Origin of the sequence: Paeniglutamicibacter sulfureus (assembly GCF_030512175.1) — a bacterium.
Classification (GTDB): Bacteria; Actinomycetota; Actinomycetes; order Actinomycetales; family Micrococcaceae; genus Paeniglutamicibacter; species Paeniglutamicibacter sulfureus.
In genome coordinates this window covers 1165588-1179396 of sequence record NZ_JAULBL010000002.1, presented here as the reverse complement: position 1 = coordinate 1179396, position 13809 = coordinate 1165588, and the positions used below count along the sequence as shown (strand labels likewise).

13 protein-coding genes are annotated in these 13809 nt (G+C 65.3%); 7 read left to right on the top strand and 6 right to left on the bottom strand.

Annotated elements, in window-relative coordinates:
- Positions 1-13 precede the first annotated feature (13 nt).
- Both Q2T94_RS12090 and Q2T94_RS12085 read right to left on the bottom strand, forming a co-directional pair.
- Positions 14-1450 (bottom strand): HNH endonuclease, encoded by a 1437-nt coding sequence (locus tag Q2T94_RS12090; RefSeq protein WP_302264607.1) that lies wholly within the window; start codon positions 1448-1450, stop codon positions 14-16.
- A gap of 198 nt (positions 1451-1648) precedes the next feature.
- Positions 1649-2494 (bottom strand): SDR family oxidoreductase, encoded by an 846-nt coding sequence (locus Q2T94_RS12085; protein ID WP_302264605.1) that lies wholly within the window; start codon positions 2492-2494, stop codon positions 1649-1651.
- 156 nt (positions 2495-2650) lie between these two features.
- Here Q2T94_RS12085 and Q2T94_RS12080 point away from each other — a divergent pair, with 156 nt between their 5' ends.
- A complete protein-coding gene (locus Q2T94_RS12080) occupies positions 2651-3031 on the top strand; it encodes an antitoxin Xre/MbcA/ParS toxin-binding domain-containing protein (RefSeq protein WP_302264591.1) in 381 nt (126 codons plus the stop codon).
- Positions 3032-3062: 31 nt separating this feature from the next.
- Here the strand turns inward: Q2T94_RS12080 and Q2T94_RS12075 are convergent, their stop codons facing one another.
- Positions 3063-3611 (bottom strand): acyl-CoA thioesterase, encoded by a 549-nt coding sequence (locus Q2T94_RS12075; protein ID WP_302264589.1) that lies wholly within the window; start codon positions 3609-3611, stop codon positions 3063-3065.
- Positions 3612-3753: 142 nt separating this feature from the next.
- Here Q2T94_RS12075 and Q2T94_RS12070 point away from each other — a divergent pair, with 142 nt between their 5' ends.
- Positions 3754-5049 carry an MFS transporter gene (locus Q2T94_RS12070; RefSeq protein ID WP_302264588.1) on the top strand — a complete coding sequence of 432 codons (1296 nt, stop codon included), beginning with the start codon at positions 3754-3756 and terminating at the stop codon, positions 5047-5049.
- Between the two features lie 220 nt (positions 5050-5269).
- On the top strand, positions 5270-6448 hold the full coding sequence (locus tag Q2T94_RS12065; RefSeq protein ID WP_302264586.1) for a metallophosphoesterase family protein: 1179 nt from the start codon (positions 5270-5272) through the stop codon (positions 6446-6448).
- Positions 6449-6471: 23 nt separating this feature from the next.
- On the opposite strand, the gene Q2T94_RS12060 is transcribed toward Q2T94_RS12065, so the two are convergent.
- Positions 6472-8307, bottom strand: coding sequence for a glycoside hydrolase family 15 protein (locus Q2T94_RS12060; RefSeq protein WP_302264585.1), 1836 nt, complete (start codon positions 8305-8307; stop codon positions 6472-6474).
- Positions 8308-8426: 119 nt separating this feature from the next.
- Between Q2T94_RS12060 and Q2T94_RS12055 the strand changes: the two genes are divergently transcribed.
- From Q2T94_RS12055 to Q2T94_RS12040, 4 genes are all read left to right on the top strand, one after another.
- Positions 8427-9803 carry a histidine kinase gene (locus Q2T94_RS12055; protein ID WP_302264583.1) on the top strand — a complete coding sequence of 459 codons (1377 nt, stop codon included), beginning with the start codon at positions 8427-8429 and terminating at the stop codon, positions 9801-9803.
- Positions 9800-10498 (top strand): response regulator, encoded by a 699-nt coding sequence (locus tag Q2T94_RS12050; RefSeq protein ID WP_302264581.1) that lies wholly within the window; start codon positions 9800-9802, stop codon positions 10496-10498. The genes Q2T94_RS12055 and Q2T94_RS12050 overlap by 4 nt, the downstream gene beginning before the upstream one ends.
- 134 nt (positions 10499-10632) lie before the next feature.
- Positions 10633-11514: an ABC transporter ATP-binding protein gene (locus Q2T94_RS12045; RefSeq protein ID WP_302264580.1), complete on the top strand. Its 882-nt coding sequence runs from the start codon at positions 10633-10635 to the stop codon at positions 11512-11514.
- Entirely contained in the window at positions 11511-12749 is a 1239-nt protein-coding gene (locus tag Q2T94_RS12040) for an ABC transporter permease (RefSeq protein ID WP_264270204.1), read from the top strand. The genes Q2T94_RS12045 and Q2T94_RS12040 overlap by 4 nt, the downstream gene beginning before the upstream one ends.
- Before the next feature lie 58 nt (positions 12750-12807).
- Here Q2T94_RS12040 and Q2T94_RS12035 read toward each other — a convergent pair whose 3' ends face one another.
- On the bottom strand, positions 12808-13071 hold the full coding sequence (locus Q2T94_RS12035; protein ID WP_264270203.1) for a helix-turn-helix domain-containing protein: 264 nt from the start codon (positions 13069-13071) through the stop codon (positions 12808-12810).
- Entirely contained in the window at positions 13071-13751 is a 681-nt protein-coding gene (locus Q2T94_RS12030) for a hypothetical protein (RefSeq protein ID WP_264270202.1), read from the bottom strand. Before Q2T94_RS12030 ends, Q2T94_RS12035 begins: the two co-directional genes overlap by 1 nt.
- Positions 13752-13809 lie beyond the last annotated feature (58 nt).

Here is a 13809-nt window from a genome sequence, read left to right as displayed (position 1 = left end):
TGAGCACGTTGATTCACTCACCGGACGTACAAGCGCTCACTCGCGCCTGGGTGGCCGGTCCGCCGGGTTGATCGGTCGTACGTTGTATTGGCGGGTGCCGGGCATTGGTGGTGCGGTTGAGGTGTAGGGGTGTCCGCTGGAGGTGGTGATGCGGATGGCCGGGGACGGTGTGTTCTTCCCAGTCGGGGGCTTCCTTGGCGGCGTTGCAGAGGCGACATCGTCCGCCCGCATTTTCCGCGGTGCTTGGTCCGCCGCGGGACACCTGCACCACGTGGTCCAGGTGCTCGATTTTCCCGTTGCAGTACGGGGTGCGGCAGTACCGGTCCCGCAGGGTGATGAAGCGCTTGAGTCCGCCGCTGAACAGCCGTGCCTTGGAGTCCATGGCCACCAGGTCCCCGGTGCCCGGGGCGGTGTAGAGGCGCCGGACCCAGGAGTCCAGGGGGTTATCCGGGTTCCCGGCAAACAGTTCGCGGGCCCTGGCGGCACTGATGTATCCGTAGCCGGGGATCACGGCCGGTTCGGGGTGGCCCTGGTACAGGGTCCTGTCGGTCATCACCAGGCTCACCTCCACGGGGATGTTGGTGTGGTCGCCGATCCCGGTGAGGGATTCGAAAAAGAAGTCGGCGGCAATCTGCCTCTGGGTCCGGGGGTCCCCGGCAGCCTGGGCACGGCCGATTTCACGCGCCATGACCTGGCACAGGGCCGCCCCGTACTCCAAGGGGAACATCCCGGTGATCCTCACCCGGCACGGATCGACCTGGAACACCTCCACGTGCCGTTCCCTCATCGCACGCTCCTCCAGGTCCACCTCGGCTTCCGGCTCAAGGATCAGCGCCCATTGGCGGATCATCTCCCGCAGCTTGGCACCTCCCTGCCCGAAGCAGGTGTGGGTCTCGCAAAAAAGCATCCGGTCGATGTCCCGGCGGTTCACCGGCTTCAGGCGCCGCACCTCCCGCACGATGAGCTTGGCTTCCTCCGAGTTGATGGTCCCCTCCCGCAGCCCCTGACGGGTGCAGGGCAGGTCCTCGGTGAGGATGCGGGCGCGGTTCAGGAACCTCGTCCCCGAACGCTGGGACGCGTGCAGGGCCAGGCCCACCTCCGCGCCCACGCCCCACTGCGGGTTCTTGACCCGCACCCCTCGCCCGATCCGGTCGGCGGCGACAACGTCCCCCAGGGTGCACGCCAACTCCGATTGCTTGGCGCCGACCGCCGACTTCAGGTGCTCGTAGGCACCGAGGGTTTCCACCAATTCGAAGCCATCGTCCTGGGCCGTGGCCAGGTTCACCGCCCGTGCCATGGCCCGCACCCCATCGGGCCCGGTACGCACGAGGTACTCGGCCATCAGGACACCCATGTCCAACCCGCGACCCAAAAGCGCCCCGTAGGACAGTTCCTCATCGACAACATCCAGGATGCTGCCGGAACCGCTGCTCGATGACGTCGCTGCCATACCCCAATCATAGAAGACACCACCGACAGCTTGAAGCCGTGGCTTCAATTACTAGGAAAAAGATTCGATCACCGCAACGGACACAACATCATGGCAGCCACAACAAGCCCTCCCAGGCCAAGGCCGGGCAGCAAAGGAGACCGAGTGCCGTTCGATTTACACTCACATTGGTGCACGCCAGCTGACAGAGTCGCGCAGCTAGGAGCGCAGCAACTGAGCAAGCGACATCGGCGGCTGCCCGGTGATCCGCTCGATGTCGCCGCTGACGTTTTCAAGTGCGCCGGCGGCGATCGCCTGGTAAGTGGAGACCCAGGCGTCGAGTTGCCACTGCGGAGCCCCGTAGGAAGCCCGCGAGGCGTAGGCCTCCTGGACCGTCTCGTCCACGTAGGAGACCTGCCGCGGGCCAACGTTGCTCAGGATCTGCGCGACTTCAGCCAGTGACAGCGCCTCGGGGCCGGTTAGCTCGTAGGTCGCCCCAAGATGCCTGCCCGGTTCGCGCAGGATCGCCGCTGCCGTGCGCGCCACGTCGGCCCGGGCAACCACGGCGGCCTTGCCGTCGCCGCCCGGCCCGCGGATAACCCCGTCCGCCCCCACCAGGTCAGGCAGGAAATCAGCGTAGAAGTTGTCGCGCAGGAACGTGTACTGGAGTCCCGAGGCCCGAATGTATTCTTCGGTGGCGTAGTGGTCGCGGGCCAGGGTGAACACCGCGTCCTGGGCGGCGCCGATAAACGAAACGTAGATGAGGTGGTGCACCCCGGCCGCAACCGCCGCATCGACGAAGTCGCAATGTTGCTCCAAGCGGTCACGGCTTTCGGACGCGGAGACCATGAACACCGTCTCGGCCCCCGCCAGTGCCGTGCGCGTGCCTGACGTGTTTTCGTAGGCGGCCTGCAGCACGGTGGCACCGTCAAGCGGCGGCGCCTTGCGCGGCGTCCTGGCCAGCAGGCGCTGCTTGACCCCGGCGGCACTGAGCAGTGCGGCGACCCTGCCGCCGAGCTCCCCGGTGGACCCGGTCACGGCCAACGGCGGTGGAATGAGGTTCATGGTTACATTCCACCACCGAACCCGTCTCCGCGCATAGGACGCCCATCCGCCCGGGACCGCGGCTTCCGCGGCTTCCGCGGACCACCGCTCTCCGTGGCGGGTTTTGGTGTGCCGCCGGGCATGGATTTCCGGGCGCGTCGGGGTGATGCTGGAAGCATGAAAACGTTGAACCACAGCGCCGTGTATGTGGAAGCAACACGGTCAGACATCCACGATCTCGTCCGCACCCTCGTCGATGCCATCGGGGCACCCCAGGTGCAGGTGATCTCCGGAACCACCGACCGCACGGCCCCGCACCGCTGGGCACATCCAGAGGGCACCGAGCTGGATGCAGTGACGGAACAACGGCTGCGCCTGGGCTACCGCGTGTGGCTGACCTTGCAGAGCATGGAAGACCCGCAGGCCGCTGTCGCTTGGCTGCAAGCCGCCAACCCCTTGCTGGACGACGACCGGCCGCTGGACTTCATTGCGAAAATGCACGCGCAGCAGGTGGTGAACGCGGCAGAGGCGCTGGTGACCCATACCGCGAAGCGCTAAGGGCAACGGGCCGTTGCCGCCACCCCGTGCCCTAGACCCACAGGTGCGGGGCGGGCCTGCGCGCACCGGGCAAAGCGGTGTCTTCGCGCCAGCGTGCCACCCATTCGGGCAGCTCCAGGCCATCGGGCACCGTCAAGCCGGCCTTGGCAAGGATCTCCTCGTTGCCCACCGGGCCGTTCTTCGAAAGCAGTCGCGTGGCCATGACCGCCTGCACGTAGATTTCCCCGTTGGCGACCATGCGCTGCTCGAAGTAGATGCACTTGTCGTCCATGCCCAGGATGCGGGTTTCCTGCGTGAACTTCTGGTTGAAGACCACTGACTTGCGGAAGGTGATGGTCTCGGACTGGACCACGGGACTCCACTTGTTCTTCTTCATGATGTCCCACACCCCGGCACGGACCATCAGGTCGAAGCGGCCCAAATCGAAGAGGGAAAAGTACATCCCGTTGTTGATGTGCCCGGCAATGTCGATGTCGGTGAGCAGGGCGCGCATCGACATGGAAGAGGTATCGAACATCGAAATCTTGGGGCGTTTACGTGCCGTGGCCAGCACGATCAGGAGGCGAAAGAGTGCATGCATGAACCCCATACTACTCATCAGTAACTTGACTGTCATCCACCTCACACGACCAGTGATTGACATTCATCAATGGCGGGCCGCAAAATTGGTCATGGGCACCACCGTGCTTTGACCCCGCATACCCATCTTCAGGACCCCCACCATGGCCCCGCGCGCGCTACGACCCTTCGCCCATCGCGACTATCGCATCCTCCTGATCGCGATGGCCATCAGCGTCTTTGCCCATGGCATGTGGGCGGTGGCGATGGTCTACCAGGTCAAGCACCTGGGTGGAGGGCCGGCCCAGCTTTCAGTGGTGGCCACCGCAACGTCCCTGGGCCTGCTGGGCTTCGTGCTTGTTGGCGGCATTACCGCCGACCGGGTTAGCTGCCGAAAGATCATCATTCTCGTCGAGGCCGTCTCGCTATTCGTGATGGCCACCGTGGCCACGCTCGCCATCACCGGGGCCATGGAGCTCTGGCACCTTGCCGTGGCCGGTTTCATCCAGGGTGCCGGTGCAGCGTTCTTCTTCCCCGCCTATTCGGCGCTCTTGCCCCGTATCCTGCCGGCAGAGGACCTGCTGGCCGCCAACGGCATGGAGGGAATGTTCCGTCCGGTCCTGCAGCAGGCAGCGGGTCCCGCCATTGCCGGCGTGCTGGTTGCCTCATTCAATCCGTCAATGGCGGTTGTCGGGATAGCAGCCTGCCACGTTGTCGCGTTCCTGGTCCTGAACATGCTGGGGCATCACAAGGCCTACGACGCGCACCTTGAACCCAACCAGAAGCGCCCAAGCGCCCTGGCCGACCTGCGCGAGGCAGTGGGTTACACCGTGGGCACCCCCTGGTTGCTCTGGACCCTGCTCTTTGCCGTCATCTCGGTGCTGAGCTTCATCGGACCCATCGAGGTACTGCTGCCCTTCGTCGTGGAGGACCAGCTGGGCGGGGACGCCAAAACCTTCGGGTTCATGCTCGCCGCCTACGGCGTCGGCAGCGCCATCGGCTCCATGGTGACCTCCTCCTTCCCGCTGCCGCGGCGCTACCTCACCTTCATGATCATGTTCTGGGGATTCGGCACGCTGCCGCTGGCGCTGATCGGGCTGACCAGCACACCGCTGGCACTGGCCATCATCATGGTCATCCCGGGCATCACCGGCGGACTCGGACAGGTCATCTGGGGCACGCTGTTGCAGCGCCGGGTCCCGCACCACATGCTGGGCAGGATCTCCTCGCTGGACTTCTTCGTCTCGCTGGCACTCATGCCGGTGTCGATGGCGCTGGCAGGACCGCTTGCCGAAGTCATTCCCCTGTGGATGATCTTCGTGGTGGCGGGCGTGGCATCCCCGGTGATCGGGATCATTGCCTGGTTCGCCGGACGAATGTACCGGGACGAGATCGAGCATCCCCTCGACCGGTTTGACGCTCCCCAACAGACGGACGCGTCACCCGCCATCGACCTGTGATTGTGTGCCGGCCGCCCCGCGGCCGGCACACACCGCCTACAGGTACGGGCAGGTGATGCACTAGATTCGGCGCATCCGCCCTTGTGGCCACGTGGCGGGCACCCGGGGGCCACCAATGCTTAACCTTCCGGACACCCATCCTTTCTAAGGTCTAGTACACGACCTCGAGCCATCGCGTTCGACAATCCCCTCTGGTCGTTACCCGTTTGAAAGGCACAGCATGAAAACCCCTTCGTCCGTCCCCCGCCGTGGCGTCCTTCTTGGCGGTACCGCCGCCGCTGTCTCGGGCATCCTTGCCGTCGGATCCCGTCCGGCCATGGCCGCCTCTCCCAAGAAGCAGGGCTCCCCGGCGAGCGCGAAAATGAAGTTCGGCCAGGACGGCAAGTTCAAGATCGTCCAGTTCAACGACACCCAGGACGGTCCGCGGACCGATCGTCGCACCCTTGAACTCATGGACGCCGTGCTGGACTCCGAGAAGCCGGGCTTCGTGGTCATCAACGGGGATGTCATCAACGGCTCCCCCGCCAACGCGACGGAGGTCAAGCAGGCCATCAACAACGTCGTGATGCCCATGGAATCACGGAAGATCCCGTGGGCGCTGACCTTCGGCAACCACGACGAGGATTCCCTGTCCAAGGGCACGAAGATGTCCGAGGCCAAGATCCTCGACTTCATCCGCGGCTACGACCACAACGTCAACACCAAGGAAGACAGCACCTTCGGTTCCTCGAACTCCCAGCTGCTGATCGCCTCCTCGCGCAGCAGCAAGCCGGCCTTCGGCGTTTGGCTGCTGGACTCGGGACGCTACGCCCCGGAGACCATCGGCGGGCAGGACTTCGAGGGACTGAAGTCCTACGACTGGATCCGCCCGGAACAGATCGACTGGTACCGAGAGACCTCCCGCGCCACCGAGGTGCGGCACGGCAAGGTCCAGTCGCTGATGTTCTTCCACATCCCCCTGTGGGAGCACCACCACATGTGGTACGGATCCCAGTTCTCCTCCAATGACGCGGACCACGCCAAGGCCGTGAAAAAGCACGGAATCGTGGGCGTGAAGAACGAGGACGTCTATGTCGGCGCATTCAACTCGGGCCTGTTCACCGCGTTGCAGGAACGCGGCGACGTGCGCGGCGCATACTGCGGGCACGACCACATCAACACCTTCATGGGCGACTACTACGGGATCGAGCTGGGCTACGGCCCGGGAACGGGCTTCGGCACTTATGGCCTGGGCGGTGCCGAGGAGCACAGCCTGCGCGGCGCGCGTGTCTTTGAACTCGACGAAAAGCAGGAGGGCGTCTACACCGGCACCCGGGTCCTCTTCGCCAAGGACTACGGCATCGACATGGATCCCCAGGATCAGCCGATCGCCGAACCGCTGCCGCTGCCCCAGCGCTAAAAGCGGAAGGCCGCGCCGCGATCCTACTTCGGGCCGCGGCGCGGCCTGGCCGGTCGGGCCCCGGCGGCCTCCTCGATGGCATCGGCCGCACGGATAAGGCCCAGGTGCGAGAGCGCCTGGGGGAAGTTTCCGGCCATATGGCCGGTGTCCGGATCGAATTCCTCGGCCACCAGACCCACCTCGTTGACGATCCCGGCGAGCTTCGCCAGAAGCCGCCGGGCGTCGTCGAGGCGCCCGGAATGGGCGTATTGCTCGATGAGCCAGCAGGTACAGACCATGAAGGTGTATTCCCCCGGCGGCAGGCCGTCGGTTCCGACCTCGGTCCGGTAGCGCCGGACGAAGCCGTGCCGGCCCAGCAAGTCGCTCTCGATCCGGGCCACGGTGCCGAGCATCCGGGGGTCCGCGTAGTCGACGAACCCGACCTGCGCGAGGACCAGCAAGGACGCATCGACCTCGGTGTTGTCATAGGTCTGCGTGAACGAGTTCAGTTCCTGGTTGTATCCCTTCGCCAGGATCTCGGCGCGCAGCGCATCGCGTGCGGCCTCCCACTTTTTCAGGTCTCCGGTTTGGCCGTGGTGCCTCACCGCCCGGACCCCGGATTCCAGGGCAGCCCACATCATGACGCGCGAGTGCGTGAAGTACTGGGGCTCCCCGCGCATCTCCCACAGGCCGTGGTCCCTGCGTTCGAGTTTGGCGATCACGTCCGCGATCATCGCCTTTTGCAGCGGCCAGGAGAAGTGGTCCTCGCGCCCGCCCATGGTGCGCAATTCATCCAGGGCCACCATGACCTCGCCGACCACGTCGCCCTGGTATTGGTACACCGCCGCGTTGCCGGTGCGCACCGGCTTTGCCCCGCCGTAGCCGGGCAGGTGCTGCAGGATGCGCTCGGGCAGTTCGCGCTCGCCGCCGACCCCGTACATCACCTGCACGGTGTGGTGGTCACCGGCGATGGCCCGCAGCAGCCAGTCGCGCCATTGCAGGGCCTCCTGCTCGTACCCGTGGGTCATCATCACCTGAAGGGTCAGTGCGGCATCGCGCAGCCAGCAGAAGCGGTAGTCCCAGTTCCGTTCGCCTCCGAAGAACTCGGGCAGCGAGGTCGTCGGGGCCGCGACGATGCCGCCGGTGTCGCGGTGGGTCAGCCCCTTGAGCACCAGCAGCGAGCGGCGCACCAGCGCCTCGTGGTCTCCGTGCGGCGGGATGTCCGCCGCCCAGTCGCGCCACTGGCGCGCCGTCTGTGTCATGGCCATGCCGATGTCGTTCGGCGCGGGAATCTCCACGTGGCCCGCGTAGCAGGCGAATTCGAAATCGTAGGATTCTCCCGCGCGGACCTCGAATTCGTCGCGGTGGGTATGGTGCTTGGGCTTTGGGAGCCGGGTGCCGTGGAGCACCGCGGCGTGCGGGCCGGCGACGGCGACCAGCGACTCGGTGCCGCGCTCCGGATCGAAGTTGCGACGGACCCAGGGCAGGACCTGACCGTAGTCGTACCTGATGACCAGCTCGTGCTCAAACGTCATGGACCCCGAGAGCCCCTCCACGCGGCGCATGATGCTGGAACCGCCGTCGCCCATGGGCATGAAGTCGGTGACCAGGACCTGCCCGGTCTTGCTGCCCCACAGGGTCCGCAGGACAAAGGAGGAGTCAAGGTAGTTGCGGCTGAGAACCTCGCCCTCGGTCGGGGCCAGCAGCCAGCGGCCGTTCTCCTTGGTGCCCAGCAAGGCGGCGAAGACCGATCCGGAGTCGAATCGGGGAAAACACAACCAGTCCACCGAACCGCGGAGGGAGACCAATGCCGCGGTGCGCTGGTCCGAGAGCAGGGCGTAGTCTTCGATCAATGTGGCCATGGCCCCACCCAATCGCATTTGTCGCCTTCAGACAAGGGATTTTGGCTGCCACGCCGCATCGGGAGCCCGCGCCGGAAGCGCCATGCGATAGGTTCATGGGTGGGATGATGACCGGCTATGTGCCCCGAGGACGAACCATGAAATTCCTGGCCTTGCGCCAACGCTTCCTGCCCGGCGACTTTCCGCCCGAGGAATTCGAACGCCCCCTGCCGTCCCGTGAACTGCTCCGGCGCGATGTCTGGGTCACGCTTCTGGTCATGGCCACCGCGCTGCTCGGCATGGAAATGATGCTCAGCTTTGCCCCGGCCGAGGATGCCCCGGACCGGATTCCGGGCTATCTGGCCATGTGCGCGCTGACGGCTCCCTTGGCGCTTCGCCGGCGTTTTCCGATTGGTTCGATGCTGGTGCTTTCGGCAATGTTCCTGGGGTTCGGGATCTGGATGCCGGCCGTCATGATGCAGCTCGCACCGCAGATCACCTACTTCGTCGGACTCTACTCGGCCGTCACCTGGGCGCGGGACAGGCGTGCCCTGCGCCTCGCGCTGACCGGGGTCATCTTGGCCATGTTTCTCTGGCTGGTCGTGGGGATCACCAACGCCAAGCTGGTCTTCGGCGAGGAACTGGACTTGCCGATGGCCATCGAAACCTCGGGCTTCATTGACCCGGTGATTGCCTATGCCGGGTATTCGTTCCTGGTCAACCTGTTCTACTTCGGCGGGGCCACGTTCCTGGGACTCATGTCTTGGCGCAGCGCCTGGCAGCACGAGATCGTCGTGGAGCAGGCCGCGAAGCTCGAGGAGCAGGCCGTGGAGCTGGCGCGCCGCGCCGTCATCGACGAGCGCCTGCGCATAGCCCGCGAACTGCATGACGTGGTTGCCCACCACATCTCGGCGGTCGGCGTGCAGGCGGCGGCCGCCCGCATGGTCCAGCCCCGGGATCCGGGGCGTGCCGCGGAGCTGATGCACGGCATCGAGGATTCTGCCCGACAGGCGGTGGGCGAAACCCGCTCGCTGCTGCGGGTCCTGCGGCACGGGGAAACGGATCCCGGGGATTCCGCCCAGCGCTCCCCCGAGCCTTCGCTCGCGGAGCTTCCCGTCCTGGCCGAGCAGTCGGCCCGCGCCGGGGTGAAGGTCGAGCTGATCCAGGTCGAGCACCGCGAGGGATTTTTCGAGCAGGCCGGCGCCGGGCTCGGACTGGCGCTCTACCGGATCGCCGCCGAATCGCTGGCCAATGTGCGCGAGCATTCCACGGCCCGCACCGCTGTCCTTTCCCTGCGTAGCGGCAGCGACGCGAACGGGGAATGGGCGGAGGTCGAGGTCACCGACGACGGCAGCCCGCGGCCCGGGACCGCCGGCAGCGGCTTTGGCCTACGCGGCATCAGGGAACGCGCCGAATTGCACCATGGGCAGGTGGACATCGGCCCGCGTTCCCCCACCGGCTGGCGCACCCGCGCACGGCTTCGGTCCCTGAACACCAATACCGTGGCCGAGGCCACCGAAGGAGCAACCCCATGAGCAGGATCCGCATCCTGGTGTGCGACGACCAGCCGCTGATCCGTTCCTCCCTGGAATTGATCCTCGGCACCGACGCGGATCTTGAGGTGCTCGGCACCGCGGCCGATGGACGGGCAGCGGTGGCCGCGGCGCTGGAGCTGCAGCCCGACGTGGTGCTCATGGACATCCAGATGCCGGAGCTCGACGGCGTCGGTGCCACAGCGCAGATCACTGCAGGCACCAACGCCAAGGTCGTCGTCCTGACCACCTTCGACCGCGACGACTACCTTTTTGCCGCGATCGACGCCGGTGCCAGCGGATTCCTGCTGAAAAACACCGAACCCGAAGTCATCATCAGTGCCGTGCACGCGGCGGCCGCTGGGAACGCGTTGCTCTCCCCCGAGGTCACGATGCGCATCATCCGGCGGGGCACCGCGACGGCCCACCCGCAGTCGCCGCAGGTCCCGGTCCCGGCGGGAGTTGCGGAGCCCCACGACCAGCGGATCCTGGACGAGCTGACAGCGCGGGAACGCGAGGTGCTGGTCAAGTTAGCTGGCGGGCTGTCCAATGCGGAGATCGCCAGCAACCTGTTCGTCTCGGAGGCCACAGTCAAGACGCACCTCTCCAACATCCTGGCCAAGGCGGGACTGCGGGACCGGGTGCAGGCCGTGGTCTTCGCCTACCGTGCCGGGCTCATCCCTTCGATGGAGCCCTGAACGCCATAGGCACAGGCCGGGCAACAATTTCATTCCTTTGAACGATCCTTGACGACCATGCCGCGGCATAGATTGGAGGACAGGATCGGGCCCGCCGCGGGCCGGCACCATGCATACCGGAGGAATGAAGAACCATGTTAGAGGTAGAAGGTCTCACCCGGCGTTTCGGGGACCGGACGGTGCTGGAGGACGTCTCGTTCTCCGTCCCGGCCAACGGCATGACGGGATTCGTCGGGGCCAACGGCGCGGGGAAGACCACCACCATGCGCATCATCATGGGCGTGCTGAAGTCCCACTCCGGCACCGTGTACTTCAACGGCACGCAGATCGCCGATGCCGACCGGGCGCGCTTCGGCTACATGCCCGAGGAACGCGGTCTCTATCCCAAGCAGCAGGTGCTGGACCAGCTCCAATACCTGGGACAGCTGCACGGCATGAGCCGCGGGGACGCCCGCAGCGAGGCGCTGGACCTGTTGGACCGCTTCGGCATTGCCGACCGGACCAAGGACAAGCTCGAATCCCTCTCGTTGGGCAACCAGCAACGTGTCCAGGTCGCCGCATCGCTGATGCACCACCCCACCGCATTGGTTCTGGACGAGCCGTTCTCCGGGCTGGACCCGCTGGCTGTGGATTCCATGACCTCCCTGCTGGCCGAGCGCGCGGCCACCGGGGTGCCGATCCTCTTCTCCAGCCACCAGCTGGACTTGATCGACCAGCTCTGCGACAACCTGGTGGTGTTGGCCGGCGGCAAGATCGTGGCCTCCGGAACCGCTGCGGACCTGCGGGCGCGCGCCAGCGCCAAACACGTGGTGGTGACACCGCCCGATGCCGGGTGGCTGCGCGAGCAGCCAGGAGTGAGCGTCCTGGATGTGGCCGGCCCGCGTGCCCTGGTCGAGTTCGCCGACGACGCCACTGCCCAGCGCGTCCTGCGCGCCGCCGTAGCACGCGGGGCGGTCACCGAGTTCGCCCCGCAACGTCCCTCGTTGGCAGAAATCTACCGGGAGGTCATCCGATGAGCAGCACAGACCTACGCACCAAGCCCTCCGAGGCCTCCGCCGCCGACTCCGTTGCCGAACAGCGGGGCGCGCCGTGGCTGATCGTGACCCTGCGCGAGGTCACGGTGAAGGTCCGCGACAAGTCGTTCATCATCACCACGCTGATCACCGTCGCGCTCATCGTAGGTTCCGTAGTGTTCGCCGGGATCATGGGAGACAAGAGCACCACATCGACGATTGCCTTCGCCGAAAACGGCAGGACCGCGGCTCTTGTGGCCTCGGCCAACGAGCTGGCCATCTCCAAGGACCAGAAGATCGAGTTGACCGCCCAGCCGGTGGCTTCCGGGGACGCGGCACTCGAGACGTTGCGCGCCAAGAACGCGGATCTGGTGCTCGCGCCCACCCCGGACGGCTACAGCCTCACCGGGCTCATCGACGTGCCGGGCAACATCAAGTCACTGCTCGCCGACGCTGCCGAAGCCCAGGCACTGGACTTCAATGCGGGCCAGCTGGGAGTCACCCTCGATGAGTTGACGGCTGGGTCCGCCGTGACCCAAGTACTGCTTGAGGGCGACCAGGAACGCAATTCGATGGCCATGGTCATGGGCTTCATCTTCTCGTTCCTCTTCTACATGTCCGCCATGATCTTCGGATTGCCGATCGCCAACTCGGTGGTCGAGGAGAAGCAGAACCGCGTCGTTGAAATCCTCGCCACGGCAATCCCCATCCGCCAACTGCTCGCAGGCAAGATCCTGGGCAACCTCATCCTGGCCATGGGTCAGTTATGCCTGTTCGTGGGCATCGGCCTGCTGGCACTGACCATGATGCCCACGGAAATCCCTTTCATCTCCGTCGTCATTGCCACCTCGGGATGGTTCCTGGCCTTCTTCTTGGCCGGCTTCCTGATCCTCGCCGCCGTCTGGGCGGCGCTGGGCGCGATGGCATCGCGGACCGAGGACCTGCAGCAGTCCACCGGCCCAGTCATCATGGTGCTGGTGGCAGTGCTCTTCACCGGCATGTACGCCAAGGGCTCCCTGCTGGTCGTCGCCTCATACATTCCCGTGGTTTCGTCGGTGGCCATGCCCATCCGCCTGCTGAGCAGCGATGTGCCGCTGTGGGAGCCGGTTGCCGCGCTGGCTATCGCCATTGCGGCGGCCTGGGCCATGGTGCTGCTCGGTGAACGCATCTACCGCCGGGCCATCATGCAGACCGGTTCGGCGCTGTCCTGGCGCAAGGCGCTGAAGCTGGAGGACTAGAGCGAAGGCTGTACTGGAGACACCCGAGGCGTGCGATCCCACGATGGGGTCGCACGCCTCAATCGTTGGCGACTCGTTTCAAAACCTGGTTCTCCAGTACCAGCAGCTCGCCAATCTCGCATTCCAGTGCCCGGCAGATGGCAACGAGTGTGCTGAATCTGATGGCCTTGGCCCGGTCATTCTTCAGCACCGAAAGATTCACGATGCTTACTCCGGCCAGCTCGCCCAGACGGGTCAACGTCATGGAGCGGTCACGCAACAGCTCGTCAAGCCGGCAGTGGACTCCGCTCGTCAAATCAATTTCGTCGTTCCTGCGGCCCATTAAACCAACCCGGCGGCGTCTAGTTGCATGCTGCGCCCGCGCCGCAAGACCAGCGACAGCAGGATCAAGACGACGCCGAGCGCCAGCAAAGAGTGGTTCGCATCCTGGAAACTGAACTCGGCCGAGGTCGCCAGCCAATAGCCGTCGCCGGAGGCGCCCGGGGTATCCGATCCGGAACCGGGGAATCCAAGCTCGGTGACAGCCAGGTGCGTCGAGAGCGTTTCGAGCCAGGGGGCAATCAATGCAGTGACGCCGGCCAGTGTCCCCAAAGCAAGCAGCATCCAATGGGCCATCGTCGTGAACGGTTCGTTCTTCCACAGGCGGCGACAGATCAGGATGACGGCCGCGCAGCCGGCAATGAACAGGAGGAAGTACAAGGCCTGGGCAGCAGCCAGCGCTAGCCGGGGCGCCAAGAGGCCTTCGTCGCTCTCAACGATTGCAGTGCCATACGTGGCCAAGGATGCCCCGGAGACGCCGCGTAGGTCCGGAACGTCGCTCGGTGGCGTCACCAGTGACGCTTCGAAAAAGAATGACCGCGTGAAGGTTTCCTCAGTGAACCAGGCCAAGTAAAAAACGGCCAGCAACCCGGCGACAGTCGCAACGCCCGAAACGGTCAGCAGGAATGTCCGTCCTCCGATGTGGCCAAGTCTTTGTAACGGAGGATCCAGGTCTCTGCTCACAATTCCCATCCTTAACGATTTGCGATAACAACGATAATCGTTAATGTATCGGCCGGGG

Bases quoted from the DNA above. Each gene is read 5' to 3' on its own strand.
- Q2T94_RS12090 (WP_302264607.1), bottom strand. From the start codon at position 1,450: ATGGCAGCGACGTCATCGAGCAGCGGTTCCGGCAGCATCCTGGATGTT.
- Q2T94_RS12085 (WP_302264605.1), bottom strand. From the start codon at position 2,494: ATGAACCTCATTCCACCGCCGTTGGCCGTGACCGGGTCCACCGGGGAG.
- Q2T94_RS12080 (WP_302264591.1), top strand. From the start codon at position 2,651: ATGAAAACGTTGAACCACAGCGCCGTGTATGTGGAAGCAACACGGTCA.
- Q2T94_RS12075 (WP_302264589.1), bottom strand. From the start codon at position 3,611: ATGCATGCACTCTTTCGCCTCCTGATCGTGCTGGCCACGGCACGTAAA.
- Q2T94_RS12070 (WP_302264588.1), top strand. From the start codon at position 3,754: ATGGCCCCGCGCGCGCTACGACCCTTCGCCCATCGCGACTATCGCATC.
- Q2T94_RS12065 (WP_302264586.1), top strand. From the start codon at position 5,270: ATGAAAACCCCTTCGTCCGTCCCCCGCCGTGGCGTCCTTCTTGGCGGT.
- Q2T94_RS12060 (WP_302264585.1), bottom strand. From the start codon at position 8,307: ATGCGATTGGGTGGGGCCATGGCCACATTGATCGAAGACTACGCCCTG.
- Q2T94_RS12055 (WP_302264583.1), top strand. From the start codon at position 8,427: ATGAAATTCCTGGCCTTGCGCCAACGCTTCCTGCCCGGCGACTTTCCG.
- Q2T94_RS12050 (WP_302264581.1), top strand. From the start codon at position 9,800: ATGAGCAGGATCCGCATCCTGGTGTGCGACGACCAGCCGCTGATCCGT.
- Q2T94_RS12045 (WP_302264580.1), top strand. From the start codon at position 10,633: ATGTTAGAGGTAGAAGGTCTCACCCGGCGTTTCGGGGACCGGACGGTG.
- Q2T94_RS12040 (WP_264270204.1), top strand. From the start codon at position 11,511: ATGAGCAGCACAGACCTACGCACCAAGCCCTCCGAGGCCTCCGCCGCC.
- Q2T94_RS12035 (WP_264270203.1), bottom strand. From the start codon at position 13,071: ATGGGCCGCAGGAACGACGAAATTGATTTGACGAGCGGAGTCCACTGC.